The sequence below is a fragment of the Paenibacillus sp. FSL W8-1187 genome, assembly GCF_037965485.1.
GTDB classification, from domain to species: Bacteria; Bacillota; Bacilli; order Paenibacillales; family Paenibacillaceae; genus Paenibacillus_O; species Paenibacillus_O pasadenensis.
In genome coordinates this window covers 519,306-544,501 of sequence record NZ_CP150181.1, presented here as the reverse complement: position 1 = coordinate 544,501, position 25,196 = coordinate 519,306, and the positions used below count along the sequence as shown (strand labels likewise).

20 protein-coding genes, 1 pseudogene and 2 riboswitches are annotated in these 25,196 nt (G+C 64.5%); of the genes and pseudogenes, 12 read left to right on the top strand and 9 right to left on the bottom strand.

The genetic code is table 11. The annotated features are described in order from the left end of the window. Positions 1-30: 30 nt before the first annotated feature. Positions 31-1,833, bottom strand: coding sequence for an ABC transporter ATP-binding protein (locus tag NYE40_RS02420; protein ID WP_339279244.1), 1,803 nt, complete (start codon positions 1,831-1,833; stop codon positions 31-33). A gap of 178 nt (positions 1,834-2,011) precedes the next feature. Between NYE40_RS02420 and NYE40_RS02415 the strand changes: the two genes are divergently transcribed. The 5 genes from NYE40_RS02415 (at position 2,012) to NYE40_RS02395 (ending at position 7,292) form a co-directional block, all read left to right on the top strand. Next, entirely contained in the window at positions 2,012-2,173 is a 162-nt protein-coding gene (locus tag NYE40_RS02415) for a hypothetical protein (protein ID WP_339279243.1), read from the top strand. Between the two features lie 125 nt (positions 2,174-2,298). Then, complete coding sequence (locus NYE40_RS02410) at positions 2,299-2,694, top strand: hypothetical protein (protein WP_339279242.1); 396 nt, start codon at positions 2,299-2,301, stop codon at positions 2,692-2,694. A 63-nt stretch (positions 2,695-2,757) separates the two neighbouring features. Further along, complete coding sequence (locus NYE40_RS02405) at positions 2,758-3,984, top strand: hypothetical protein (protein ID WP_339279241.1); 1,227 nt, start codon at positions 2,758-2,760, stop codon at positions 3,982-3,984. Position 3,985: 1 nt separating this feature from the next. Beyond that, positions 3,986-6,436 carry a hypothetical protein gene (locus NYE40_RS02400; RefSeq protein ID WP_339279240.1) on the top strand — a complete coding sequence of 817 codons (2,451 nt, stop codon included), beginning with the start codon at positions 3,986-3,988 and terminating at the stop codon, positions 6,434-6,436. Continuing rightward, entirely contained in the window at positions 6,417-7,292 is an 876-nt protein-coding gene (locus NYE40_RS02395; RefSeq protein ID WP_339279239.1) for an ATP-binding cassette domain-containing protein, read from the top strand. The genes NYE40_RS02400 and NYE40_RS02395 overlap by 20 nt, the downstream gene beginning before the upstream one ends. Positions 7,293-7,379: 87 nt before the next feature. Here the strand turns inward: NYE40_RS02395 and sdaAA are convergent, their stop codons facing one another. After that, positions 7,380-8,264, bottom strand: coding sequence for an L-serine ammonia-lyase, iron-sulfur-dependent, subunit alpha (gene sdaAA, locus NYE40_RS02390; protein WP_339279238.1), 885 nt, complete (start codon positions 8,262-8,264; stop codon positions 7,380-7,382). Further along, positions 8,233-8,952 carry an L-serine ammonia-lyase, iron-sulfur-dependent subunit beta gene (gene sdaAB / locus NYE40_RS02385; protein ID WP_339279237.1) on the bottom strand — a complete coding sequence of 240 codons (720 nt, stop codon included), beginning with the start codon at positions 8,950-8,952 and terminating at the stop codon, positions 8,233-8,235. Before sdaAB ends, sdaAA begins: the two co-directional genes overlap by 32 nt. Before the next feature lie 262 nt (positions 8,953-9,214). Continuing rightward, a riboswitch (glycine riboswitch) is annotated at positions 9,215-9,314 on the bottom strand. A gap of 283 nt (positions 9,315-9,597) precedes the next feature. On the opposite strand from sdaAB, the gene NYE40_RS02380 reads away from it, so the two are divergent. Then, on the top strand, positions 9,598-10,377 hold the full coding sequence (locus tag NYE40_RS02380) for an SDR family oxidoreductase (RefSeq protein ID WP_339279236.1): 780 nt from the start codon (positions 9,598-9,600) through the stop codon (positions 10,375-10,377). 1,010 nt (positions 10,378-11,387) lie between these two features. On the opposite strand, the gene NYE40_RS02375 is transcribed toward NYE40_RS02380, so the two are convergent. Then, the gene (locus NYE40_RS02375; protein WP_339279235.1) at positions 11,388-12,254 is read right to left on the bottom strand and encodes an RNA polymerase sigma factor; all 867 of its coding nucleotides are present in this window, start codon (positions 12,252-12,254) and stop codon (positions 11,388-11,390) included. A gap of 198 nt (positions 12,255-12,452) precedes the next feature. Here NYE40_RS02375 and clpP point away from each other — a divergent pair, with 198 nt between their 5' ends. Together clpP and NYE40_RS02365 are read left to right on the top strand one after the other, a co-directional pair. Then, the gene (gene clpP / locus NYE40_RS02370) at positions 12,453-13,028 is read left to right on the top strand and encodes an ATP-dependent Clp endopeptidase proteolytic subunit ClpP (RefSeq protein WP_339279234.1); all 576 of its coding nucleotides are present in this window, start codon (positions 12,453-12,455) and stop codon (positions 13,026-13,028) included. Positions 13,029-13,163: 135 nt separating this feature from the next. Further along, positions 13,164-13,367 (top strand): hypothetical protein, encoded by a 204-nt coding sequence (locus NYE40_RS02365; RefSeq protein WP_028599415.1) that lies wholly within the window; start codon positions 13,164-13,166, stop codon positions 13,365-13,367. Between the two features lie 111 nt (positions 13,368-13,478). On the opposite strand, the gene NYE40_RS02360 is transcribed toward NYE40_RS02365, so the two are convergent. Both NYE40_RS02360 and NYE40_RS02355 read right to left on the bottom strand, forming a co-directional pair. Further along, entirely contained in the window at positions 13,479-14,045 is a 567-nt protein-coding gene (locus NYE40_RS02360) for a hypothetical protein (RefSeq protein WP_146000490.1), read from the bottom strand. Then, positions 14,042-14,431 carry a hypothetical protein gene (locus tag NYE40_RS02355; RefSeq protein ID WP_101808432.1) on the bottom strand — a complete coding sequence of 130 codons (390 nt, stop codon included), beginning with the start codon at positions 14,429-14,431 and terminating at the stop codon, positions 14,042-14,044. The genes NYE40_RS02360 and NYE40_RS02355 overlap by 4 nt, the downstream gene beginning before the upstream one ends. A gap of 111 nt (positions 14,432-14,542) precedes the next feature. Further along, positions 14,543-14,648: riboswitch (guanidine-I (ykkC/yxkD leader) on the top strand. 138 nt (positions 14,649-14,786) lie between these two features. On the opposite strand from NYE40_RS02355, the gene NYE40_RS02350 reads away from it, so the two are divergent. Both NYE40_RS02350 and NYE40_RS02345 read left to right on the top strand, forming a co-directional pair. Continuing rightward, complete coding sequence (locus NYE40_RS02350; RefSeq protein ID WP_028599413.1) at positions 14,787-15,137, top strand: multidrug efflux SMR transporter; 351 nt, start codon at positions 14,787-14,789, stop codon at positions 15,135-15,137. 1 nt (position 15,138) lies between these two features. Next, the gene (locus tag NYE40_RS02345) at positions 15,139-15,453 is read left to right on the top strand and encodes a multidrug efflux SMR transporter (protein ID WP_028599412.1); all 315 of its coding nucleotides are present in this window, start codon (positions 15,139-15,141) and stop codon (positions 15,451-15,453) included. A gap of 803 nt (positions 15,454-16,256) precedes the next feature. Here the strand turns inward: NYE40_RS02345 and hflX are convergent. From hflX to NYE40_RS02330, 3 genes are all read right to left on the bottom strand, one after another. Beyond that, positions 16,257-17,564: a GTPase HflX gene (gene hflX, locus NYE40_RS02340; RefSeq protein ID WP_153782674.1), complete on the bottom strand. Its 1,308-nt coding sequence runs from the start codon at positions 17,562-17,564 to the stop codon at positions 16,257-16,259. 623 nt (positions 17,565-18,187) lie between these two features. Then, positions 18,188-18,490, bottom strand: coding sequence for a hypothetical protein (locus tag NYE40_RS02335; protein ID WP_028599410.1), 303 nt, complete (start codon positions 18,488-18,490; stop codon positions 18,188-18,190). After that, positions 18,462-19,085 (bottom strand): DUF3990 domain-containing protein, encoded by a 624-nt coding sequence (locus tag NYE40_RS02330; protein ID WP_228551789.1) that lies wholly within the window; start codon positions 19,083-19,085, stop codon positions 18,462-18,464. Before NYE40_RS02330 ends, NYE40_RS02335 begins: the two co-directional genes overlap by 29 nt. Positions 19,086-19,315: 230 nt before the next feature. Between NYE40_RS02330 and NYE40_RS02325 the strand changes: the two are divergent. Continuing rightward, a pseudogene (locus tag NYE40_RS02325) lies at positions 19,316-20,959 on the top strand (endonuclease); the annotation flags it as partial. Positions 20,960-21,355: 396 nt separating this feature from the next. Beyond that, the gene (locus tag NYE40_RS02320) at positions 21,356-25,102 is read left to right on the top strand and encodes a glycosyl hydrolase 53 family protein (RefSeq protein ID WP_339279233.1); all 3,747 of its coding nucleotides are present in this window, start codon (positions 21,356-21,358) and stop codon (positions 25,100-25,102) included. Positions 25,103-25,196: the final 94 nt, after the last annotated feature.

Sequence of the window (25,196 nt, the reverse complement as noted above, 5' to 3'; positions counted from 1 at the left end):
TTTGCACTATTCAAACTATATACTCCAAGCCTACATCTGAAGCTGCTTGAGGTTGTAGAACTCGCCCTTGCGCGCGATCAGCTCGTCGAACGTGCCGACCTCGGCGATGCGTCCGCGCTTCATGACGACGATGCGGTCCGCATGGCGGATCGTCGAAAGTCGATGGGCGACGATGAACGTCGTGCGCCCCTGGATGAGCTGCTGCATCGCCTGCTGCACATGATGCTCGGAGGCGTTGTCGAGCGCGGACGTCGCCTCGTCGAGCAGGATGACGCTCGGATCGCGCACGAGCGCGCGGGCGATCGCGATCCGCTGGCGCTGGCCGCCGGACAGCTTGCCGCCATGCTCGCCGACCATCGTGTCGATGCCCTTCGGCAGGCGCGAGACCATCTCGGTCAGATGCGCCCGCTCCACCGCCTCCATCACCTGCTCCTCCGTAATGCCCTGCAGGCCGTAGGTGATGTTGTCGCGGATCGAGCCGGAAAACAGGATGTTCGTCTGCGGCACAACGGCCAGATGGCGGCGGTACTCGGACAGATCAAGCGCGGACAGCGGCACGCCGTCGACGAGCACCCGTCCGGAGGTCGGGTTCAAGAACCCGATGACGAGGTTGAGGATCGTCGACTTGCCCGCGCCGGACTCCCCGACGAACGCGATGCACTCGCCCGCGCGCACGTCGAGCGATACTTCCTCGAGCACATGCTGGTCGCCGTCCGGGAACTTCAGCTGCACGTCCTCGAAGCGGTACTCCCCGCTCAGCCGGGTCAGCTTGAGCTTGCCGGCGTTGTCCTCGATGTCGGTCGAGCGCAGGATCTCCGTGATCGAGGAGATCGACTCCGTGCCCTTGGCGATCATCGGGTAGACGTTGATGAGCGCCGTGATCGAGCCGAGGATCATGCCGAAGTAGCCCTGGTACATGACGATGTTGCCGACCGGGATGCTGCCCGTGTAGGCGAGATAGGCGGTGAACAGCAGGCAGAAGACCTGCACGATCTGGAACGTCACCCAGCCGGAGGCGCCGAAGTACGCCTCGACGAGGTCCATCCGGTAGCCCTTGCCCTGCAGGCGCCGCAGCGTCGTGTCGATGCGGTCGATCTCGACCTGCTCGAGCCCGTGCGCCTTGGTGACGGGGATCATCTCCACCATCTCGGAGACGTGGCTGCTCATCGTCTCGATCTCCTTACGGAACTCGCGGTTGCTCTGCCGGATGCGCCGCTTGAACATCTGCATGACGCCGATCGCCGCCGGCACCGTCAGCACGTAGAAGAGCGAGACGAGCCAGTTGGAGTAGAGCGTCAGCCCGAAGGCGATGACGACGTTGAAGATCGCCGGGATGAACGCCAGCATGAGCTGCTTGCTCATGCCCTCGACGGCCTCGACGTCGCGCAGCACCTTGGACTGCAACCGGCCGGCGGCAAGCTCGCGATGCGAGTTGATCGACAGCTGCTGCAGCTTGCGCACCATCGCGCCGCGCAGGCCCGCCTCGACCGAGCGGATCGCGCGGCTGAGGAAGCTGACGTAGGCGGCGTGGGTCGGGATGTTCTGCAGGACGACGGCGATCAGCACGGCGAAGTTGATCCACAGCTCCCGCAGGCTGTGCTGGTCCGGCTGCGCGACGATGTTGATCATGTTGGCCGTCACGATCGGCAGCACGTAGACGGGCAGGCTTTTGACGAGGAAAAAGACGATCGAGATCGTCAGGTTGAGGAAGTTCCCCTTGTACAGCGACATCAGATACTGGAATGCCGTCCGGTTCTCCGTCGTCGCCGCCTGCTGGAAGGCGCTCTCGAAGGAAGCGCTGGAAATCGGGGCCGGCGCGGTCCGGTTCATCATGTTGGATCATCCTCTTCCGTTAGGCTAACACCCGTTCGACAGGTCAAAGGAAGAATAAGAGATGGCCGGGCTCGGTGTCAATGGCCCGCATGCGGATGAGAGGGGACGAAGAAAGGAGGTCGAATTAGAAATGGAATAATACTGGAAGGGGACGAATAAAATGGGAGTTGCAGAATCCATGACCAACATGCTTTTGCTCGCCATCCTCGTCGTGCTGCTCCTGATCTGGGGGCGCATGCCGAAGGACAAGCCCTACTCGCAGCGCAAGCTGGAGGAGGCCATGGAAAGGGATCGCCTGGAGCGGGAAAAGCACGAAGAGAAGCACCCTCAAAGTTGGTAATAAGAGAATATTCACCCTTTTAAATGGATAAATACCCCTCAAAATATGGATATTATATGGAATAATTTCCTTGTAGTTCTTCACTGGCCAGTGAACTCATTCCTTATATCCAGGAGGAAAACCACTTGAAAAAAAGCAAGCTGAAAGCCTTTGCCGTCTCCGCCGCGGCACTTGCCCTGATCGTCTCTGCCCAGCCAGCCTTCGCCGCCTCGTCCGTATCCGGATCCGCAGGCGGGGCCTGGACTTCCGGCAGCTCGAGCATCGGCAGCTCGAGCGGCAGCGGCAATACTTCAAGCGGCAGCGGCTCCGCCTATGTGTCCGTAGAAGTGACATACCGCTATTATTACGGCTTAGCCACCAGTCCTCGTTCTGTCATCAAGTCTAACTCCGGCTATCAACCTGGAGTGTCCGTTACGGCAAGCGCAGAATATCTTCCAGCGCAATCGATTGATAGCACAGCAAAACATGTGGTTAAGGTCGGGAACGCTACCTGGACCGACACGAGCTCCACAACGCCTTAGTTAAGCTCAGCCGCTGCGCTTTCAGAGCAGCGGCTTTTATACCTATTTTCGGGGGACTTCATAATGAACCTTATCTCAAGCAACTACAGACAAAAGGAAAGATTTACCTTGTTTGCTGTTCTTCTTATCGCACTTCCCATTCTTTTCTCTGGATGCTCCGACAAGGCGTTCTTTTCAGAGAGCAATGAGTACGATCCCAATTTCGACTATCCCTACGCCTTCCATCGGCAAGGCTACGCCCTGAACTTCGCTCCTTCCGAAGACGGGTATTACGTCACATATAGAAATTTATTGTACTTTATCGATGCGGAGCGCCTGCAGCCCATCGTGCTGGACGCGCGTCCGAACAACGGCTGCAAGTCCGATCCAACCGTGGAGACCTGCCGGGCGCTCGTATCAAACGAACAGAATTTCATCCGATTTACCCAAGTTTACGACAGACACTTATACAGTCTCGAAAGCATGACCATTGACGGAGATGGAGGATTTCCTCAAACGGAATATACGCTCATTCGCATGCAGCTTGATGGGACAAGCCGGGAAAACGTCATGACGTTCCCCCTTCGACCTACAACCATCGCTCTTCACCGGGGTTATCTCTATTTCACCATGACCGGATCGGACAAGGACGGCCGTTACACCAGCACCGTCAATCGAGTATCCCTGAAACATCCTTCCAGCAAGCCGGAAGTCCTCGGTGAGACAAGGGATGAGAAATCCCAATTTCTAGATGTATTGCCTTATGGAAATCAAATTTACTGGCACATGCTCGGAAACCCTTATCATGCCTATCGGTACGACCCCATTCGTGGCGAGACAAAAATGCTTTGGGACAACGCCGATTCCAGCTCTACAAATCTCCATGCCGTAGCCGGCGACAAGCTCTACTTTGGTCGATTTTACGGAGATCCTGGTGATAAGAGAAGCTTTATTCGCTATCAATCGGATCTGAACGGCAACCACATAAAAGAAGTGTCGACTCCGCATCCGGCGGTTCTGAGCTTCCTGACGGTGGATTCGTCCTATTTGTACCAAATGCCAATCATTCCTTATTTAGAAGATGCTCCGGAAGTGCCTAATCGGCTCGACATCTACCAAAACCATGACTTTTCTAAAGCAATGAGCGTGAATACGAGCTTCGCGCCTCGTAGTTTTGGCATCATTTCCGGTGATGACCGGCACCTCTTTGGAACCTACCTGCAAGAAGGAGAACTGCTCTACACAGCTCTGAAGAAGGATGAAATTAAATTGGGCAAGGCCGCCTTCATCTCCTTCATGGAGAATCTCTGACATGGAGCTTCGCTGGAGGCTTCTGACGCTGGAACTCCGCAAGCTCCTCGGCCAAAAGCGGACGATGGCGCTCATCCTCGTATTGCTTGCGGCTGGAACCTTCCTTCGGCACGAGCAGCAGCTGCGGGAGCAGCCGGAGCTCATCGCGGCACGAGAGGACTATGAAGCTCTTGAAGCTTCCTACGCCGGGCGGAGCGAGACGGAGGGCAGGATGAAGGCCGAGGAGGCCGTTCAGCGGCTAAAAGCCTTTCAGGCGTTCTCGCTCGCCGCAACGGCCGAAGGGGATTCGCCCTGGAGCCGGATGGCGGAGGTGATTCTGGCGAAGCAGCCGGAGCTGCTGGAAGCCTACCGCGCCAGCGTCTATGTCAACGATCCGAACCGCATCGCCCAAGAGCTGTTCCTGCAAGCCAAGATTCGGGAGCAATACGAGCACTTCCAGCAGCACCGCGACTTTCTCGCCGACATGGCGGGCTATTCGGAGACGATCGGCTCGTATGCCATCTTCGCCGAGGACTCGCCGTTCCTCACCCGCAACCGGAGCCAGACGGTGGAGGATTTTCGCAAGCTGGAGGGAATCTCCTGTGGCCTCGGGCTGCAGGAAGGGGTCGTGGCAAGCACGGAGCAGTCGGCGCTGGATCTGCTTGACCTGCTGATCCTGTTCCTGATCGGCTCGGCAGTATTCCTGCCGGACCGGACCAGCGGCCTGCGCCCGCTGCAGCTGGCCTCGCGCTATGGGCGATTGCCTCTGTTCGGGACGAAGCTGACGCTGCTGCTCCTCGCCGTCTCGCTGCTGACGCTGGCTTCGACGGGACTTCGGCTGGCCGACATGGGGCTGTTGTACGGGTTCGGAGACATGTCCCGCCCGCTTGCCTCGATGCCGGCCTTCCAAGCCAGCGCCGAACGGTGGACGGTCGGCCAATTCCTGGCGCTTTATGCCGTCTGCAAGCTGTTCGTCCAGCTTTTTCTGGCGCTGCTGCTAGGCCTCCTGTTCCTGATCTTCCGCCAACCTGCCGCCATTTTCGGCATCGCTGGCCTGCTGGCAGCCCTGGAGCTTTTCCTCTATGAGTCGATTCATCCGGCGTCGACATGGCATGGGCTCAAATGGATCAACCTCGCTGCATGGGCAGACTCCTCGCAGCTGCTCGCCGCCTATGAAAATCTGTCGCTGCTGGGCTACCCCGCATCCAAACGGACCGCCGGGCTGATCGCCCTGGCCCTGCTTTCGCTCGCACTGCCCGCCTGGAGCGCCTGGCTGTTCTGCCGCCACGAGCCGTACCGGCTTCGCCTGCTGCCCGCCGCCTGGGTGGAGCGGCTGAACCGGCTGCCGCTGCGCCTGGCCCGCCGCAATTCCCTGCTGGTCCATGAGCTGCGGAAGCTGCTCGTCTCCGGCAAAGCGATCTTCGCCATCCTCGCCGCCTGCATCCTGTGCTGGCAGCTGCTTCAGCTCCAGGGAAGATGGTATGAGCCGGATGAAGCGGCCTACAACGGGTACCTGAGCCGGCTCCGCGGGGAACTGACCGAGGCCAAGCTGCGCTGGATGGACGAGGAGCGCCAGCGGCTCGACCGCATCCCGGGCCAGCTGGCGCAGGCGCTGGAGCAGCTGCGCTCCGGCGAGCTGGATCCGGCGGGCTACTTCGAGCAGACGAGAGAGCTGGAGATCCGCGGCCAAAAAGAAAAGGCGTTCCAGCGGGTCGAGGCGCAGCGCGACGAGCTGCTGGAACAACGCAGCCGCGGCGTAGAACATCTCGGCTTCGTCAATCGCTTTGCCAGCGATTCGCTGTTCAACTCCGAGAAGAAGGACCTCGGCATCGGCCTGTGGATCTCGGCGCTGCTGCTCATCGGCATCAGCCCGCTGGCGGCGCTGGACCGGCAAGCGCACATGGAGCCGCTCCTGCATGCCGCTCCGCGGGGACGCGGGACGCTGCTGCGGAGCAAGCTGCTCGCCGCCTCCATCCTCAGCTGGACGATCGCGCTGCCGCTGATCGCCGTAAAGTATGTCAACAGCTATCGGAACGATCCGCCGTGGGACGGGTCGCTCGCCGTGCAGAGCGTCGAGTCGCTGGCCCGGATCGGCGGCGCCTTCTCCATCCGCGACTACATGATCGTCACTGGAGCGCTTCAAGCCATCATGCTCCAATGTCTTGTGCTGCTGCTCGCCGCGCTGGCAATCTTCGCCCGCAGCCAGACCGGCTTCCTCATCCAGGGCACCCTGATCTTCGTGCTTCCGCTTGCGCTGCATGCGGCAGGTCTGGAATGGGTCTCTTCGTTCAGCTTCACCTTCCTGTTCCACTTTCCGCAAGCGTTCGACGGTTGGAGCTACTGGCCGTCCGTCCTGCTCGCTTGCGGCCTGACCGCCGGACTGGCCGCCGCTGGCTGGAGGCTGGCCTGGGTGCGGTACGTCCAGGACCCATCGGAGAGAAAGGGGCGACAGCATGACGCTCACGCTGGATGAAGTGACCAAGCTCTATCCCGGACGCAAGACGCCCGCCGTCCGCTCGTTCACATCTGAGCTGACAGCGGGCGTATATGGCTTGCTCGGGCCGAACGGCGCGGGCAAGTCGACGTTGATGAAGATGATGACCGACCAGCTGAGGCCTACGGCTGGAGCGGTCCGGTATGAAGGACGCCCGATCGGCTCCCTCGGCAAGTCGTATCGCCATGTGCTCGGCTACATGCCGCAGCAGCAGGGCATGTACGCCGATTTTACCGGGAGGCGCTTCCTCTGGTACATGGCTGCCCTAAAAGGGCTGGACCGCAGGACGACGGCCGCACGCACCGAGGAATGGCTGCAGCGGGTGAACCTGGAACGGGATGCGGACCGCAAGCTGGGCGACTATTCAGGCGGAATGAAGCAGCGGCTGCTGCTCGCCCAGTCGCTGCTGAACGACCCCAAGGTGCTGATTCTGGACGAGCCGACGGCCGGGGTCGATCCGAAGGAGCGCATCCGCATCCGCAACATGATCGCGACGCTCGCCGGCGACAAGATCGTCCTGCTCGCCACCCACGTCGTCGAGGACATCGAAGCGATCGCCAAGGAAATCGTCCTGATCCGGGGCGGCGAGAAGATCGCCCAAGCTCCTCCTCAAGCCGTGCTGGCGATGGCGGAAGGCCGCGTGCGCGAGTATCGGATCGGCGAGGAGGAGCTGCAAGCGTTCCAGGAGGAGCACCGCGTCAGCCAGATCAAGCGCGATCCGGGCGGCATCTGGGTCCGGGTCGTGCAGGACGAGCCGCTGTCCGGCCTGACTATGCGCGAGGCGGCGCCGAGCCTGGAGGACGTCTACCTGCATCTGTTTCAGGATGCGCCTTGAGGCGGCGCGGCTCCGCTTCTGCGGGTGCTGCTCCCTTACGGCAGCTTTCCGATCATCGCGTGCGCTAGGCGAATCCACTCGATTCGCCTAGCGCCGCTTCTTTTTACGCAGGTCCTCCATCAGCTTCTTGCCGGTCAGCGTCTGGGCCAGTCCGCCGCCCGCCGTCTCGCGGTGCTTCTCCGGCATCGCCGCGCCGACCTCGAGCATGACCTGCACGACCTCGTCGCTCGGGATGACGCTGCGCACGCCGGCCAGCGCCATGTCGGCCGCGGCGAGCGCCGTGACCGCGCCGAAGCCGTTGCGCACGATGCACGGGATCTCGACGAGCCCGCCGACGGGATCGCAGATGAGGCCGAGCGTGTTTTTGAGCGCAAGCCCGACCGCGTGCACCGCCTGCTCCGGCGTGCTGCCGCGCAGCTCGGCGAGCGCGCCCGCCGCCATCCCGATGGCGGAGCCGACCTCCGCCTGGCAGCCTCCTTCCGCGCCGGAGACAAAGGAGTTGTTGGCGATGACGTAGCCGATCGCGCCCGCGGCGAACAGCGCCTCGGTCATGACGTCGTCATCCCAGCCGAACCGCTCCTGCGAGCTGACGAACACGCCGGGGATGATGCCGCAGGAGCCCGCCGTCGGCGTCGCCACGATGCGGCCCATCGAGGCGTTCACCTCGGAGACGGCGAGCGCGTACGCCATCGCGCGTCCGGCGTCGCCGCCGAGGCTCGGCTCGGCGCTCTCGTTGTAGGCGGCGACCCGCTGGGCGTCGAGGCCGGTGAGGCCGCTGCGCGACGTCGTGTCGCGGGTCAGGCCATTGTGGACGGCTTCCTTCATGATGCCGTAGTACGCCTTCATCGTCGCGAATTCCGCCGCTTCCTCGCGTCCCGATTCCTTGGCCTGCTGCTGCAGCATGAGGCGTCCGATCGTCAGGCCGCTCTCGCGGCAGCGCTCACTGAGCTCCTTCAGCGTCCGAAAGTTCATCCGCCATCTCCTCCTCTTCTCCGTTCAGATCGACATAATCGGTGCCGAGCACATGCGGCAGCCGCCGCACCCGCTCCAGCAGCGTCCCGGACGCCTCGCCGTCCAGCTCGACGACCGCCAGCGCCTCGCCCTGCCGCTCCATCCGGCTCAGCGACAGGCCGGCGATGTTGAGCCCCGCCTCCTCCAAGGCGGCGGTCAGCCCGGCGATGACGCCCGGCTGGTCGCGATGGCGCACGAGCAGCGCCGGACACGAGCAGCCGAACTTGACGGCGAAGCCGTTCACCTCGACGATCTCCACGTTGCCGCCGCCGATCGACGTGCCGAGCAGCGACAGCTTGCGCCCGTCCGCCGCCTGCAGGTCGAGCCGCACGGTGTTGGGATGGGGGAACAGCCCCTTGCCCTCGCGGAAGGCCAGATCCATGCCCGCCTCCTCGGCGAGCTCGATCGCATCCGGCAGGCGCGGATCGTCCGTGCGCATGCCGAGCAGCCCGCCGGCGACGGCCGTGTCCGTGCCGTGGCCTTGGTACGTCGCGGCGAAGGAGCCGAAGAAGCTGACGCGAGCCGACTCCGGCATCGCGCCGAGCAGCCTGCGGGCGGCCAGCCCGATGCGCGCCGCGCCGGCGGTATGCGAGCTGGAAGGGCCGACCATGGACGGCCCGATGATCGAGAAGACATCCTTGAAGCGCATGCGCTTCCTCCTTTTTGTATCGCTGAAATGAAAAGGAACAGCGCGGCGGAATGCGTCGAAGCAAAGGCTCGCGCGAGCCCTCTGCTTCCCCGTATTCCACCGCTCTGTCCCTTGTACCTGAGAGTTGCCCTCGATCGCGCCGCGATGCGGCCCGATGAAGTTTCCCCTTGGGTGATTCCGACGCGCCGCCTCGGGGGCGAACCGAGGGCTTGCAAGCCCGCTCGGCCGTCCGCAAGGCGGCGCGGAATGCTCTCCAGAGCTGCGTCCGGCAAAGGTCCTTTTGCCTGAGAGATTCCCCTGCGTGCAGGTTGCTCCTTCGGCGCTGCCTCGATCATGCAGGCAATCTCTCCCGCTGCCATCATCCGCTGTGCCTTCTCATTATATGCAGGAGGACAGCCGGCTTCAACCCGGGCGGGCAAGTTCGGCCTCAGCCGCTCGGCAGCCCAGGCGATGGCACTAGGAGGGCAAGTTCGACTTTAGCCGTTCGGCAGCCTGGACGATGCCAGCCGGGAGGGCAAGTTCGGCTTTAGCCGTTCGGCAGCCTGGACGATGCCAGCCGGGAGGGCAAGTTCGGCTTTAGCCATTCGCCCCCCTACTCTCCGACGCCTCTGGGGCTTATGCTGGTTGCAGAAGGAGGAGATGCGCATGACGTTGAAAGGAAGGGCGGCTCTCGTCACCGGCGTCAGCCGGGAGGCGGGCATCGGCACGGCGATCTGCCGCGCGCTGGCGGAGGGCGGCGCCGATCTGTTCTATACGCATTGGCGCGCTTACGACGCGGAGGAGGGCTGCGGCCTGCAGGAAGGCTGGCCGGACCGGCTGCAGCAGGAGCTGGAGGGCATCGGCGTGCGGGCCGGACAGATGGAGGCCGACTTCATGGACCCGGACGTGCCCTTGCAGGTGCTGGACGAAGCCGAGCGCGCGCTCGGACGGCTGCCCTCGATCATCATCCACAACGCGTGCTACTGCGCGCCGACCAGCTACCGGACGCTGACGCAGGAGTCGCTGGATCGGCATTATATCGTCAACAATCGGGCTCCGGCCCTGCTGAGCATGGAGTTCGCGCGCCGCTTCGAGCAGGCGCATCCGGCCGGCGGGGCGGGACGCATCCTGTTCCTGCTGTCCAAAGGGGCGGACGCCGACAACCTCGCCTACCTCGCGACGAAGCAGCTGCTGGCGGGCCTGATCGAGCCGCTGGCCGCCGGACTCGCTCCGCTCGGCATCACGGTCAACGGCCTCGATCCAGGCCCGACCGACTCCGGCTGGATGTCGGACGAGCTCAAGCGGCAGCTGCTGCCGCTGTTCCCGATGGGCCGCATCGGACAGCCGGAGGACGCGGCCCGCGCGATCGCCTTCCTGGCGAGCGACGAGGCCCAGTGGATCACCGGCCAGTCGATCCGCTCGGAGGGCGGGTTCCTCGGGCGCTAGCGAGGGGGCGCCGGGGGACCGCCAGCCAAGGCTCTCTCGACTCCCTGGTTGTGCTGGTGGGTCGAGGGTCTGCGGGCCAAAGCACTCTCGACTCCCTGGTTGAGTCGATGCGCCGGGGTTCCGCCAACCAAGGCACTTTCGACTCCCTGGTTGAGTCGATGCGCCGGGATTCTGCCAGCCAAGGCACTCTCGACTCCCTGGTTGAGTCAATGCGCCGGAGTTCCGCCATCCGAGGCACTCTCGACTCCCTGGTTGAGTCGATGCGCCGGAGTTCCGCCATCCGAGGCACTTTCGACTCCCTGGTTGAGTCGATTCGCCGGGGCTCTGCCGACCAAGGGACTCTAGACTCCCTCGTTGAGACAATGCGCCGGAGTTCCGCCATCCAAGGCATTCTCGACTCCCTGGTTGAGTCGACGCGCCGAAGTTCCGCCATCCAAGGCACTTTCGACTCCCTGGTTGAGTCGATTCGCCGGGGCTCTGCCGACCAAGGGACTCTAGACTCCCTCGTTGAGACAATGCGCCGGGGGGCTACCATTCAAGGCACTTTCGACTCCCTGGTTGAGTCAATGCGCCGGGGGACCGCCATCCAAGGCACTTTCGACTCCCTGGTTGAGTCGACGCGCCGGAGTTCCGCCATCCAAGGCATTCTCGACTCCCTGGTTGTGTCGACGCGCCGGAGTTCCGCCATCCAAGGCATTCTCGACTCCCTGGTTGTGTCGACGCGCCGGAGTTCCGCCAACCGAGGCACTCTCGACTCCCTGGTTGTGTTGACGCGCCGGGGGACCGCCAGCCAAGGTACTTTCCACTCCCTGGTGCTGCCACTCCGGACGAACCGACGACGCATCACGTTGTTGTCGACCTCCGAGAAACGGTTGGCGAACCGGCTTGCTATTCCCTCGAGAGCGCGATGCGAAAAAGACCGTCCGCCGACCGCGATGCCGCCGCGCGCAGCAAAAAAGCCTTCCCGCCTCGATCCGAGGCTCGGGAAGGCTTTTATGCTTGGGCCGTGCTTAACCGGCCAAGCCCCAGATGGCGCAGCCGGCCAGACCGGCGGGATAGCCGGCTGCGGAAGCTCCGCTCCAGGTGGCACCGACGCCGCTCCAGGTGGCAAGCGCCTGCGGCGCGACCGCATCGGAAACGGCGTTCCAGCCGGCTTGCGCCTGCGGCGCGCCATCGCACGCGCCGCGGCCCTCCGCCGGCACGGCGGCTGCGCCGGCCGCGGCACGCGCCTGCACGCGCCCCGCCAGCGCGGCGGCGGCTACGGCCGGCTCCAGCGCTTCCTGCTCGGCGAGCGCCGCGATCGCGGCGGCGTCGCCCGTGCGCAGCGCCGCCGCCAGGCCGCGCACGCGCGCGAGCAGCGACTCGTCCGCCGGCTCGCGCAGCCCGCCGGCGGCCAGGTCGCGGCGGACCGCGCCGAGCGCGCGGCGGGCGCGGTGCATCGCCGCCTTCACGGCGCCCTCGGTCATGCCGAGGCGGAGCGCCGTCTCGGCGATGCTGCTGCCGTGCATTTCACGCAGCAGCCACACCGCCAGCTGCAGCGGCGTCAGCCGCCGGCCAAGGGAGTGGAGCATCGTCCCCAGCTCCCACCCGCCGGCGGCCTCGCCGCTTGCTTCCCGGTTCGGCTCGGCTGCGGCAAGCTCCGGCAAGGAGCGTTGGTGCAGCGCCTTTTTCCTCTGCTGGTCGGTCCACAGATTGCGCGCGATGCGCAGCAGCAGCGCCTCGCGGTTGGCATGCGCCTCCCAGCCGGGGTAGGCCAGCGCGCGGCACCAGGCGGACTGCTCCAGGTCCTCGGCGTCCCAGCGCGAACCGGCCAGGGCGAGGCAGTAGCGGCGAAGGGCGCTGCGCTCCTCCTCGGCGGCCATGCGAATTGCGTCCATGCGGGCAGCTCCTTTCCAACGTGCGGATCTCGGTATTCGGTAAACGAACGGCCGCCTCGAAAGGATACGCGAACCGGCGAAATTTATTTCTCCCGCAGCCCCGTATCCTCGACTGGCGCCGGTTCGTTTACCGGGGGCAAAAAGCAAACCAGCGGCCGACCGCCCCTGAAGCGGCCCGGCTTACGAGGAGGAACCCCGATGAACCACGTGCCGTACGTCGTCGAGCAGACCGCCAAGGGCGAGCGCTCCTACGACATCTATTCCCGCCTGCTCAAGGAACGCATCATCCTGGTCGGCTCGGCCATCGACGACGCCGTCGCCAACTCGGTCATCGCGCAGCTGCTGTTCCTGGCGGCGGACGATGCGGAGAAGGACATCACCATGTACATCAACAGCCCCGGCGGCTCGACGACAGCCGGGCTGGCGATCTACGACGCGATGCAGCTCGTGAAGCCGGATGTCCAGACGATCTGCACCGGCGCGGCGTACTCGTTCGGCGCGATCCTGCTGCTCGCGGGGACAAAAGGCAAGCGCAGCGCCCTGCCCCACAGCGAGGTCATGATCCACCAGCCGCACGGCGGCGCGCAAGGGCAGGCGAGCGACATCGCAATCTCCGCCCGCCGCATCCTGAAGACGCGCGAGACGCTCAACCGCATCGCGGCGGACCGGACCGGCCAGCCGCTCGAGCGGATCGAGCGGGATATGGACCGCGACTATTTCATGTCGGCGGAGGAGGCGCTGGAGTACGGGATCATAGACCGTATACAAATCTAGCGGCAGCGCGCTTGTTCCAAGCTCGATCATAGACCGCATACAGATTTAGCGGCAGCGCGCCTTTTCACCCATTCTATTCCCTGATAGGGTAAGATGGAAGCAAGACCTATTCCGCTCAAGCGAGGTGAACCGTTCATGCTGGATAAGCTCATTGGAAAAAAGGTTCTGATCCACTTCATCGACGGCACGCTGGCCGAAAACGGCGTCCTCGAGCAAGCCGACGACAAGTTCGTGAAGTACGTCACCGACTACCAGGAGCTGTACATCCCCATCACGTCCATCCGCACGATCAACCTGCCTCTGAAGGAGAGGGAAAAGCCGAAGGTCGGCTTCGCCTGACCTCGATGATTGCCGTTCCGCTCCGCCGCCTCGGCTGCTGCCGGGGCTTTTTCTTTGCCTCCGCGCCCCTCGCCCGCCTCCATCTCCGGATGAACCTTCATTGCCTCGCAGCTATGAAAAATAGCCCTGATGCTGCATCAGCAAGCCTAAGGGCCTCTCTCGACCCGCCAGCCGCCCCAGCAGCAGGTTCGCCCCCGCATACAGCAGCCCCGCCAGCCCGAACATCCACCACGACGTCCACGGGCTGAGGCCGTAGCCCTCCCGGAAGTCCAGCGGGTAATCCCGGTACTGCAGCTGCCCCGCCCATAGGAACAGCCCGGTGAACAAAGCCGTCTGCAGCAGCGGGTGGCGCAGCCAGCGGTTTGCCGCGAGCGTGATCGGCAGCATCACAACGGCATAAAGCGCGACCGCGAGGAGCAGCGTCAACGCGATGAAGATGCCTCCAATATTCATTAATCCGTAATACTCCGTCGTCGCGATCTTATACCCCTCGATCCGCTCCACGCCGAGCACCGCCCCCATGAACAGCGCGATGAAAATGAAATTCAGCAGCAGCAAATAAGTCACGATGGCGCTGCCGTTTTTTCGACCGTTTTGGGAGCCGCCGCCGGCTAGTTGTCCGGACCTTCCCGAAACCGCCGCTCGCTCCCTTGTCGTCGACCTGTTCTTCTCCATCATCGCCCGCCTCCTTCTCTGCGGAATCCCGGCGCAAGCGCCAACCAAGCCCTCGCCAACGCCAAAGCCAGCGCTCCGCCGCTGAACAGCAGCACGCCCCACAAGCCTGCCTGAGCAAGCGGCGATTCGTGGTCCCAAGGCGTATCGTCCGCATGGGTCAGTCCGTACCGCAGCAGCGCGAGGCTGCATCCCGCGAGCAGCAGAGAGCCGCCAAGCGCGGCGCTGACGAGGCGCTTCGCCCTCTTGTCCGCCCCGCCGGCCGGTCCGATCCGACCTTTGTGCCCACCCTGGCGCCCGCCCCGATCTTGGCCGCTGCCGGATTCGGCATGGCCGCCCGTCCCTTCGCCCCGCTCCTGCCGCCTCTTGTCCGAACCGCCGCCTCGCCTCATCCGGTCCCGCTCCTCTCCATAGCTCGCTGTTATCCGGTTAGACGCCTCTCCCTGCAAGAAAGTTCCAGATGCTGCCCTTGCCATCTGTCGCCCCGGTTGCTATAATGTCGGGAATCAGTTGCCTAGGGTTCCGCGGCGCAGCGCGCCGGACTGGTCCGAGAGGGAACGGCACGGCCGCATGGCCGCGCAGACACGGAGGGATAAAAGCCCGGGAGATGACCGCGTATTCAGCGGCTGTCTTCCGGGCTTTTTTGCGGGCATCTCCTGCGCGGGATGGGGCATACTGGAAACGGCGGTCGCACGGAGCGCGTCCAGCGAGCCGCAGCAAGTGCGGCATCAGAAAGGGGACTTCATCATGAATCGTTACTGGCTTCAAATCGTCGGCGCCTGCGTGTTCGAGGTAGGCTGGGTCATCGGTCTCAAGCATGCCGACACGGCGCTCGAATGGGCGCTGACCGCCGTCTGCATCCTGATCAGCTTCTATGTGCTGCTGAACGCGGCGCGCCACTTGCCCGTCGGCACCGTCTATGCGGTATTCGTCGGACTCGGCACGGCCGGCACCGTCCTGGCCGACATGATCCTGTTCGGCGACCCGGTCAAGCCGATCAAGCTCGCGCTCATCGGCGTGCTGCTGATCGGAGTCGTCGGCCTCAAGCTGCTCGGCCACGAGCCGGCGGCGGACAAGTCCGGAAAGGAGGCGGTCTGACATGGCCTGGGTGTATCTGATCGGCGCAGGGCTGTGCGAGGTGTTCGGCGTGACGATGATGAACCGGCTCAACGAACGCCGCAGCTTCGCGAACTTCGCCCTGCTGGCCGCCGGCTTCATCCTCAGCTTCCTGCTGCTCAGCCTGGCGATGCGCGATCTGCCGATGGGCACCGCGTATGCGGTGTGGACCGGCATCGGAGCGGCGGGCGGCGCGGTCGTCGGCATGCTGTTCTTCGGCGAGTCGCGCAGCGTCCTGCGCATCCTCTGCATCACGCTCGTGCTCGGCGCGGCCGTCGGCCTGAAGGCGCTCGGCTGAGCAGGATGAGCGAGAGAGCAGGATGAGCGAGGGAGCAGGATGAGCGAGGGAGCAGGGCCAGATGCAGCATGAAGGACAATTCAGGCAAGCGGCGGCATCCCTTTCGGCGAATCAGGATCGGCGAGCTCGGGCATCATTTATAAAAAAGCGTCCCGCCCCATTCATCAAGAATGGGCGGGACGCTTCTTTAATTGGGACCGAGCCGCGCTCCGGCTCATCCAAGGCACTTTTCTGCCTTGGATCCATCGCTACGGCCGGGCTCCGGCTCATCCAAGGCACTTTTCTGCCTTGGATCCATCGCTACGGCCGGGCTCCGGCTCATCCAAGGCACTTTTCTGCCTTGGATCCATCGCTACGGCCGGGCTCCGGCTCATCCAAGGCCCTTTTCTGCCTTGGATCCATCGCTCCGGCCGGGCTCCGGCCCATCCAAGGCACTTTTCTGCCTTGGATCCATCGCTACGGCCGGGCTCCGGCCCATCCAAGGCACTTTTCTGCCTTGGATCCATCGCTACGGCCGGGCCCTGGCCCATCCAAGGCACTTTTCTGCCTTGGATCCATCGCTCCGGCCGGGCTCCGGCCCATCCAAGGCACTTTTCTGCCTTGGATCCATCGCTCCGGCCGGCCGCCGGCTCATCCAAGGCACTTTTCTGCCTTGGATCCAGCGCCCCGGCCGGACTCCGGCTCATCCAAGGCACTTTTCTGCCTTGGATCCATCGCTCCGGCCGGAACCCAGCCCATCCAAGGCCCTTTTCTGCCTTGGATGAGCCGCGCCTTTTCCACCGGATGCCGCTCGCCCCCTCGCCCTACTCCCGGGCCGCCGGCTGCCGCTCCGCGCCCGTCTCCTGATAGAAGCGGTTCAGATCCGCCTCGCGCACCTCGAGCTTGAGGCGCGTGCCGGCCTCTTCGTACTCCGTCTCCTGCACATGGGCATGCTCGTTGAAAAACGACACCCACGCGCCCTGGTGGAAAGGCACGACGACCTCGGCGGCGATGTAGTCGCGGAAGATCTGCTTGCGAATCTGCGCGACGAGCTCGTCGACGCCCTCGCGCCTGGAGGCGGACAGATACACCCGGTCCTGCTCTACGCGCGGGTAGCTTCTGCCGGCGAGGTCGGATTTGTTGAACGCATACAGCATCGGGATGCCGTCCGCGCCGAGCTCCTTGAGCGTCTGCTCGGTGACCTCGATCTGCTGCTTGAACTCCGGGTTGGAGGCGTCGACGACATGCACGAGCAGGTCGGCCTCGGCGACCTCCTCCAGCGTCGAGCGGAACGCCTTGATGAGATGATGGGGCAGCCCGCTGACGAAGCCGACCGTGTCGGTCAGCAGGAACGACTTGCGGTCCGGCAGCTCGATGCTGCGCACCGACGTCTCCAGCGTGGCGAACAGCATGTCTTTGGCGAGCACGTTCTTGCCGGAATCGGGGTGGAACGTATCGACGAGCGCGTTCAGCAGCGTCGACTTGCCGGCGTTGGTGTAGCCGACGAGCGCGAGCACGGGGATCTCGTTCTTCTTGCGGCGCTTGCGCTGCACCTGGCGCTGATGGACGAGCTTCTCGAGCTCCGTCTCCAGCAGGTGGATGCGCTCCTCGATCCGCCGGCGGTCGAGCTCCAGCTTGGTCTCGCCCGCGCCGCGGTTGCGCAGGCCGGCTCCGCCTCCGCCGCCTTGGCGGCCGAGCGACTCGCGCAAGCCGACGAGGCGCGGCAGCATGTAGTTCAGGCGGGCTACCTCGACCTGCAGCTGCGCCTCCTTCGTCTGCGCCCGCTCGGCGAAGATGTCGAGGATGACGATCGTGCGGTCGATGACCTTCGTCTTGACGGCGGCCTCGAGGTTGCGGATCTGCGAAGGCGACAGCTCGTCGTTGCAGATGACGGTCGGGGAATCGTACGCCTCCATGAGAGCCGCCAGCTCCTCGAGCTTGCCGGAGCCGAGGTAGTGCGTGCTGTGGATGCGCTCCGCCTTTTGCGTCAGCTCGGCCACGACCTCGATGTTGCAGGCTTCGGCCAGCCCTTGCAGCTCCTGCATGGAGTAGGCGAACTGGTGGTTGTTCTGTTCGTGCACGCCGACGAGAATCGCGCGCTCGCGGGGGTGTTGGTTGGAATGTGTTGTCATATGGGAAATCATCCTCTCTTGGGGCAGGTATGAAAAAACACGGACCTAGCGGCCCGTGTTCGCAGTTATGCAGGATGGATCGGCTTCGTCCCTGTCCGCCTCGCCGCATGGCAGCGGCGCCCGGAGGGACGCGGACGGCAGCATGCCGCCGCGCCGCTCTCCGGCCGGACAGAAAGGCTCCTCCGCGGACGGAAGAGGCGGCCTCGCCGACATCCCCGCCTAAAGGGCCGAAGCCTCCGGGAGACGGGAGATGCGAAAGAGGCGCGTCAAAGCGATGAACGTGGATTCATCCACGATTCGAGATCCCTGCACAAAGGCAGAACATGGGCGTTATTCCATTAGCGACGCACCGTGCGGATCCGAATCGAATGAATCACACGCAACCCTCCGTTCGATCGCGAGCCGCCCGGCTGGAGCCTGACGGCCCGCGGACGGCTTTCGCGTTTGATTGCTACGAGTGTAGCATAGCCGCTTTCCGTCCCGCAAGCGCTCCACATCACTATAGGAGAACTTTACCACTCTAGTCTGGTCGCCAAGCGGAGGCGTTATCCGTTCATCGACTCTCGCTCCTTCAAGCGCGATGGATAAGAAAAACCCACCTCTACATGAGGTGGGTTTAAGTATTAGTGGGAGATTAACGCCGCAGCCATCTCAATCTTGGTAAGAGGATCTATGCCAGAGTCGGACTTGCTTTGCTTTGACACTTTGCGGATGTTGGCTGCGGAGCGGGCGGGGGAAATGTTTTTCTCCACGCACTTAGCAATGGCCTCAGCGTGCTCGTAAGGCGGGTCATAGCTACCAATAAGATGGATAGGAGTCCGGTAACGGATGACCAATTCTTCACCCTGCTCTTCGGAAAAGCCGAAGTGATGGTGCAATTCCCTGGCAATTGCCGTTTCATACGGAGTCAGCTTTTCGCTCTTCATGGTTCCACGCTCCTTCCTCGCTATAAACATAATACCCGGTGAGTGCCAGCCGCGAATCCCACACGTCGGAGCAAAATGCAATCTGCGTTCCTAATCTAGGGAGACTGAGCTTTTGATTTTGTCGGGAATGAATAATCCTGTCGTAGAACCAGTCGAACCCGTACTGGTATTGTATCTCTTGTTGAACAATAGCGCCAGTGTCGTTGTCGGCCATAGGCCCGATTACAACAGCGGGGTGTTTTTTACAAGGGTCTCCGGATTGGCTAGAAGCTAACCGGTGTTGATAAATAAAATACGCCCACGAGCGCGAGACACCACTGAAAATAGTCGTCTCGTTCTCCACGCCACCATCATCATCTATGTAGGGTTGAGGGAGAAAATCAACCTCCAGAACGCAGGGTCGGACAAACTCACCCACACGCGCTCGTTTCTCCGCCGCTTTGTGCGCCCATTCACGTGCTTGGTCAATGTCGGGCGTTGCGTAAAAGCCCGGTCCGAAATCTCGTCCCGGCCTCCAGTATTCGGAGTTGATCAGCTGACGGGAAAACCCAGCTAAGCTGTCATCTGTCGTTCCGTGGTAGAGCTTTTCAATCACGAGCTGCAAATAGGATCCTCCTAAGATCAGTCTATGCTCCCTATGTTATCATGTCGGTTGACTTAGAGGGAGTATCTTCCACTTGAACAGGAAAAGGTTCCCTGCCGACATTTACAAAAATATGACGGACATGCCCCTCACATCCCTCTATCCGAACTCCCTCCTCTCGCCTTATAGTAGTCTCAGCCGGAATGGAAGAAGATTCCGCGCCCATCGAAAGGGGACGAGTTATGAAACCAGCTTTGTCATGGAAGAAACGCCTGCTCGGCGCGGCCGTCGCCGCAGCCCTCCTGCTCCCTGCCCCGCTGGCGCAGCCCGGAGGCTACCGCGCCTATGCGGAGGGGCCGTCGGACCCTGCGCCGTCCATCGCCGCCAAGGTCGTGAACGGCAACGCCGGCAAGAAGATCCTTTTCGACAACACCCATGCCCAGACGGCCGGCGCCGCGGACTGGGTCATCGACGGCGGCTTCTCGGACTTCGGCAACGCGCTTGCGTCCGCCGGGTTCTACGTCAAGGAGCTGCGCAAGACGACTCCGATCACCCTCTCCGACCTGACGCCGTACAACGTGTTCATCACGGCCGAGCCGAACGTGCCGTACAAGGCGACGGAGCAGGCGGCGATGGCGCAATACGTGCAGAACGGCGGCAGCATCTTCTTCATCGGCGACCATTACAACGCGGACCGCAACAAGAACCGCTGGGACGGCAGCGAAGCGATCAACGGCTACCGCCGCGGCGCCTGGACGAACCCGGCCAAAGGAATGAGCGCCGAAGAAGCCGCCTCCCCCGCCATGCAGGGCGTCGTCAGCTCGGACTGGCTCGCGACGAACTTCGGCGTGCGCTTCCGCTACAACGCGCTCGGCGACGTGAACGCGACGCAGATCGTCGCGCCGAGCCAGGCGTTCGGCATTACGCAGGGCGTATCGTCCGTGGCGATGCATGCCGGCTCGACGCTCGCGATCATCGATCCGGCCAAAGCCAAGGGCATCGTCTACCTGCCGCAGACATCCGCCAAGTGGGGCAGCGCCGTCGATCAGGGCGTCTATGCCGGAGGCGGCGTCGCCGAGGGGCCGTATGTCGCGGTCGCCAAGAAAGGCGCGGGCAAAGCGGCGTTCATCGGCGACTCCTCCCCTGTCGAGGACGCCTCGCCGAAGTACAAGCGCGAGGACACCGGAGCGAGCAAGACGACGTACGACGGCTTCAAGGAAGTCGACGACGACACGCTGCTCGTCAACCTCGTGAACTGGCTGGCCGTGCCGGAGAGCTACACGAGCCTGTCGCAGGTGAGCGGCCTGACGCTCGACAGCCCGACGCCGCTGCTCGCCTTTGAAGATCCGGCCTCCTCGACCGAGCCGCAGGCGGAGCCGTGGGCCGCGCCGGCCGCCGGCTACAAGTGGTACGACTCGTCCACGTTCAAGACGGGCTCCTACGGCTACGGCGCCGCGTCTCCGACGCCAACGCCTACCGTGACGCCGACCCCGACGCCGACCGCTTCGCCGACGGCAACGCCGACTCCGACGCCGGGCGTGCTCAGCTACAGCTTCGTGACGCCAGCGACGCTGCCGAGCAACGGCACGTCGTTCCAGATCACGGTCAAGGCAAGCGGCTTGACGCCGAACGGCACGACAAGCGGGTACAACGTCGGCATCTACCTGACCTCCGGCGGCACGCAGATCGCCCAGGTGCAGAACGCCGACGGCAGCTGGCCGACCGCCTACGGCTACAGCTCCTCGTTCAGCCTGACGGCCGACAGCAGCGGCAGCGCCTCCAAGCAGCTCACCGTCCGCATCAAGTCGGGCTCGAGCGGAGCCGCCAGCCTGCGCCTGCGGCAGAACAGCACGAACCTGACGACGGTGTCCGTCACGCTCGGCAGCTAGGCGCTTGAAGGAGCGGCCAGGCCAGCGCTCCGGCGCAAGGGCTTGGCGCGAGGTCCAGATCGGATCCGGAGCGTCGGCTTGCATCCCGTCAAATCGCATAGCAGCGAGTAGACCGCCTAACCTTTTACGAGGTTCGGGGCGGTCTGCTTTTTTTCGAGCGGCTCCGGCGGCTGGCGGACGGGCTCCTCAGTGCCATATTTACCACTGAGGAGGGCCGTTCCTCGGCGGCGGGGCCTCTCAATGCCATTTTTACCACTGAGGAGAGCCGTGCCCCACGCTCCTTCCACCCCGCATCGTTGAAAGTGTATCTCTTTTTGTTGACCCGCTGAATGGGTGCGCTTTCACCTGTTCCCTACAATAGGAGAGACAACGGTACAAGGGGGAATCATCATCGTGCATACCAAGCTGCTGCGCCGACTCGGCGCCGCCATGCTGGCGCTCGTCATCGGGCTCGCCGGACTCGGCCTGCCGGCAGGAGGAGCGGTCGCCGACGCGGCCGCTTCGTCCGACCCGGACGGCTTCATCAAGGGCGTAGACATCTCCACGCTGCAGGCGCTCGAGGACAAGGGCGTCGCCTTCTACGACGACGGAACCGAGCGCGACCTGCTCGCGATCCTCAAGGAGCATGGCGTCAACTACGTGCGCCTGCGCCTGTGGAACGATCCCGTCCAGGCGGACGGCTACAACGACAAGGCCCATCTCATCGAGATGGCCAAGCGGGTGAAGGCCGCCGGCATGGGGCTGCTCGTCGACTTCCATTACAGCGACTTCTGGGCCGATCCCGGCCAGCAGGTCAAGCCCGCCGCCTGGGCTTCGCTCGGCTTCGACGAGCTGAAGGCGGCGCTCTACGGCTACACCCGCGAGGTGATGGACGAGCTGCTCGCCGAGGGCGCATACCCGGACATGGTGCAGATCGGCAACGAGATCAACTCCGGCATGCTGCTGCCGGACGGCTCGACGAGCCGCTTCGCGCAGCTGGCCCAGCTGCTGTCCGAGGGCGTGCGCGCGGTGCGCGAGACGACGCCCGCCGGGCACGAGACCAAGATCATGCTGCATCTGGCCGAAGGCGGCAGCAACGCGAAGTTCCGGACGTTTTTCGACCAGGCGCGGCTGCAGGGCATCGACTATGACGTGATCGGACTGTCCTACTATCCGTACTGGCACGGCACGTTCCAAGAGCTCAAGAGCAACATGGACGATCTGGCGGCCCGTTACGGCAAAGAAGTCGTCGTCGCGGAGACGGCCTACCCGTACACGCTCGAGGACGCGGACGGCCACGGCAACATCGCCGGCGAGGCGCAGGCGAAGCTGACCGGCTTCGAGGCGAGCGTGGCGAGCCAGAAGCTCGTCACCGAGCTCATTCTGAACACCGTCGCTCATGTGCAGGGCGGCAAGGGGCTCGGCGTCTTTTACTGGGAGCCGGCCTGGCTGGCGGGCGTCGGCTGGAAGGCCGGCGAAGGCAACGCGTGGGAGAACCAGGCGATGTTCGACTTCGACGGCAACGCGCTGGAGTCGCTGGATGCGTTCCGGTTCGTGCCGGGCGATCTGGACGACATCAAGCCGCTGCTCGTCTATCCCTCCCTGGACGTGACCGCGAGCGCCGGCTCCGCGCCGGAGCTGCCGGCCGAGGCCGAGGTGCTGCTCAGCGAGGGCAGCATCGAGAAGCGGGCAGTCGTCTGGGACGAGCCGGCCGATCCGGATCAGTGGAAAGTGCCGGGGACGTACGAGCTGCAAGGCTCCGTGCAAGGCGTGGACGCCGCGATGCGGGCCGCCGTGACCGTCAAGGTCGTGGACAATCCGAACCTCGTCCGTAACCCCGGCTTCGAGCAGGACGGCCTGGCCGGCTGGACGCTGAGCGGCACGGAAGGCGCGGCCAAGCTGTCCAAGGAAGCGGGCAACGCGCATAGCGGCGGGCATTCGGTCAACTATTATTACGGAACGGAGTACGGCTACCGCATCAGCCAGACGGTGACGGGGCTGGAAAACGGCACGTACCGCCTCAGCGCCTGGGCGTCGGGCGGCGGCGGCGAGACGAAGCTGCGGCTGTTCGCCGAAGGGTACGGCGGCGATCCGCTCGGCGCGGATGCCGTGAATGCGGGCTGGAACGTATGGAAGCCGTACGCCGTCGAGGAGATCGAGGTGACGAACGGACAGGTGACGATCGGCTTCGACGTCGAGGCTCCGGGCGGCACATGGGGGTATTTGGACGATTTCGAGCTGGTGAAGGCGCCGGAGAAAAATCCCGTGCAGAACCCCGGCTTCGAAAACGGCGACCTGACCGGCTGGACGCTCGGCGGCACCGCCGGCGCGGGCAAGGTCGAGAACAATGCGGCCAATGCCCATGCGGGCACGCATGCGTTCAACTATTGGTATGAGGATCCGTACCGCTTCACGCTGACGCAGATCGTGAGCCAGCTGCCGAAAGGCGTCTACGAGCTCACGGCCGCCGCATCGGGCGGCGGCGGCGAGACGAAGCTGCAGCTGTACGCCGAGACGGGCATCGGCTCGCGCTGGAACGCGGACATCGTCAACACCGGCTGGAATGTATGGAAGGAATACAAGGTCAGCGGCATCGAAGTGGCCAACGGCCAGGTGACGATCGGCTTCGACGTCGAAGCGCCCGGCGCGGCATGGGGCTACTTCGACGACATCCGGCTGACGCGGACCGGCGACCTGCCGGGCACCGGCGAGCCTCCGGCGACCGGCGAGCCTCCGGCGACCGGCGAGCCTCCAGCGACCGGCGAGCCTCCGGCGACGGGCGAGCCTCCGGCAACGGGCGAGCCTCCGGCGACGGGCGAGCCTCCGGCAACGGGCGAGCCTCCGGCGACCGGCGAGCCTCCGGCGACCGGCGAGCCTCCGGCGACGGGCCAGCCTCCGGCAACGGGCGAGCCTCCGGCAACGGGCGAGCCTCCGGCAACCGGCGAGCCTCCGGCGACCGGCGAGCCTCCGGCAACACCGACGCCGACGCCGGAGCGGACTCCGGCGCCAACCGCTACGCCGGCGCCAAGCGCGGCAGCCTCGCCGACGCCGAGCGCCGGCAGCGGCGTCGTCGCCGTGCAGGCCGGCCAGCTGTCCGGCGATGCCGGAGCCGCCGCCGTCCTCAAGCTGGACGGAGCGGCGACCGTGCGCCTGGGCGCCGAGCTGAAGCCGCGGCTGGCGGACGGCCTCCGCCTCGAGCTGCCCGGCCTGAGCGCCGAGCTGTCCGGCGACGAGCTGCGCCAGCTTTGGCAGCAGGCCGGCGATGCGCCGCTGTCGATCCGCCTGAGCGCGGCGGCCGGCGTAGGAGAGCAGCTGGCTCCGCTGCAGCAGCCGGGCAGCCGCGCGTATGCCGCCGCAGGCGGCAGCGTGGAGCTCGCCATCGGCTCGATCGCCGCGGACGGCCGGGAGCTGCCGCTTGAAGCGGCTTCGATCCGGCTGAAGCTGAGCGCGGCAGCCGGCTTCGATCCGGAGCGCTCCGGCATCTTCCGCCTGGACGCGAACGGCGCGCCGGCCTACCAGCTCGGCTCCCGGCTCGCAGGCGGCGATTGGACCGCCGACGCCGACGTCCGCTCCGCCGGACGCTACGCCGTGCTGGAGCTGAGCGTCGCGTATGCCGACGTGCCGGCCGGCCACTGGGCGCAGGCGGGCATCGCCAGCCTGTCGGCCAAAGGCATCGTGCAAGGCGCAGGCGCGGCAGGCTTCCTGCCCGCCAAGTCCGTCAGCCGCGCGGAGCTGGCGGCCATGCTCGTCCGGGCGCTCGGCCTGAGCGCCTCCGGCAGCGCCGCGGCAGGCTTCGCCGACGTCTCGGCGGACGCCTGGTACGCCGGAGCGGTCTCGGCCGCTCTGGACGCGGGCATCCTTCGCGGCCAGGCGGACGGCATCGCCGCTCCGCAAGCTTTGCTGAGCCGCGAGCAGATGGCGGCGATGCTCGTGCGCGCCGCCGCCGCAGCGGGCAAGCCGCTCGTGGCTGCCGCCGGCGAACGGCCGGCTGCCGCCGACGCGGGAGCGATCGGTGCCTGGGCGGCGCCGTCCGTCGCGGCCGCCTACGAGGCCGGCCTGCTGCAAGGCGACGCGAACGGCGCGTTCCGGCCGCAGGCGGAGCTCACCCGCGCGGAAGCCGCCGCCGCGGTGCAGCGCCTGCTGAAGCTGCTGCAGGCGTAGGTTCATTCGCCCGCAGCGGTCCGTTCTGACGCAAGCACCCTCATTAAAGAGGCTAACGACGAATCCGCTCATTAGACGGCCGAATTCAGCCCTC

Bases quoted from the DNA above. Each gene is read 5' to 3' on its own strand.
- NYE40_RS02365 (WP_028599415.1), top strand. From the start codon at position 13,164: ATGCTGGATAAGCTCATTGGAAAAAAGGTTCTGATCCACTTCATCGAC.
- NYE40_RS02405 (WP_339279241.1), top strand. From the start codon at position 2,758: ATGAACCTTATCTCAAGCAACTACAGACAAAAGGAAAGATTTACCTTG.
- NYE40_RS02335 (WP_028599410.1), bottom strand. From the start codon at position 18,490: ATGAAGAGCGAAAAGCTGACTCCGTATGAAACGGCAATTGCCAGGGAA.
- sdaAA (WP_339279238.1), bottom strand. From the start codon at position 8,264: ATGAACTTTCGGACGCTGAAGGAGCTCAGTGAGCGCTGCCGCGAGAGC.
- NYE40_RS02395 (WP_339279239.1), top strand. From the start codon at position 6,417: ATGACGCTCACGCTGGATGAAGTGACCAAGCTCTATCCCGGACGCAAG.
- NYE40_RS02350 (WP_028599413.1), top strand. From the start codon at position 14,787: ATGAATCGTTACTGGCTTCAAATCGTCGGCGCCTGCGTGTTCGAGGTA.
- clpP (WP_339279234.1), top strand. From the start codon at position 12,453: ATGAACCACGTGCCGTACGTCGTCGAGCAGACCGCCAAGGGCGAGCGC.
- NYE40_RS02375 (WP_339279235.1), bottom strand. From the start codon at position 12,254: ATGGACGCAATTCGCATGGCCGCCGAGGAGGAGCGCAGCGCCCTTCGC.
- NYE40_RS02415 (WP_339279243.1), top strand. From the start codon at position 2,012: ATGACCAACATGCTTTTGCTCGCCATCCTCGTCGTGCTGCTCCTGATC.
- NYE40_RS02400 (WP_339279240.1), top strand. From the start codon at position 3,986: ATGGAGCTTCGCTGGAGGCTTCTGACGCTGGAACTCCGCAAGCTCCTC.
- NYE40_RS02420 (WP_339279244.1), bottom strand. From the start codon at position 1,833: ATGATGAACCGGACCGCGCCGGCCCCGATTTCCAGCGCTTCCTTCGAG.
- NYE40_RS02380 (WP_339279236.1), top strand. From the start codon at position 9,598: ATGACGTTGAAAGGAAGGGCGGCTCTCGTCACCGGCGTCAGCCGGGAG.
- NYE40_RS02355 (WP_101808432.1), bottom strand. From the start codon at position 14,431: ATGAGGCGAGGCGGCGGTTCGGACAAGAGGCGGCAGGAGCGGGGCGAA.
- sdaAB (WP_339279237.1), bottom strand. From the start codon at position 8,952: ATGCGCTTCAAGGATGTCTTCTCGATCATCGGGCCGTCCATGGTCGGC.
- NYE40_RS02360 (WP_146000490.1), bottom strand. From the start codon at position 14,045: ATGATGGAGAAGAACAGGTCGACGACAAGGGAGCGAGCGGCGGTTTCG.
- NYE40_RS02345 (WP_028599412.1), top strand. From the start codon at position 15,139: ATGGCCTGGGTGTATCTGATCGGCGCAGGGCTGTGCGAGGTGTTCGGC.
- hflX (WP_153782674.1), bottom strand. From the start codon at position 17,564: ATGACAACACATTCCAACCAACACCCCCGCGAGCGCGCGATTCTCGTC.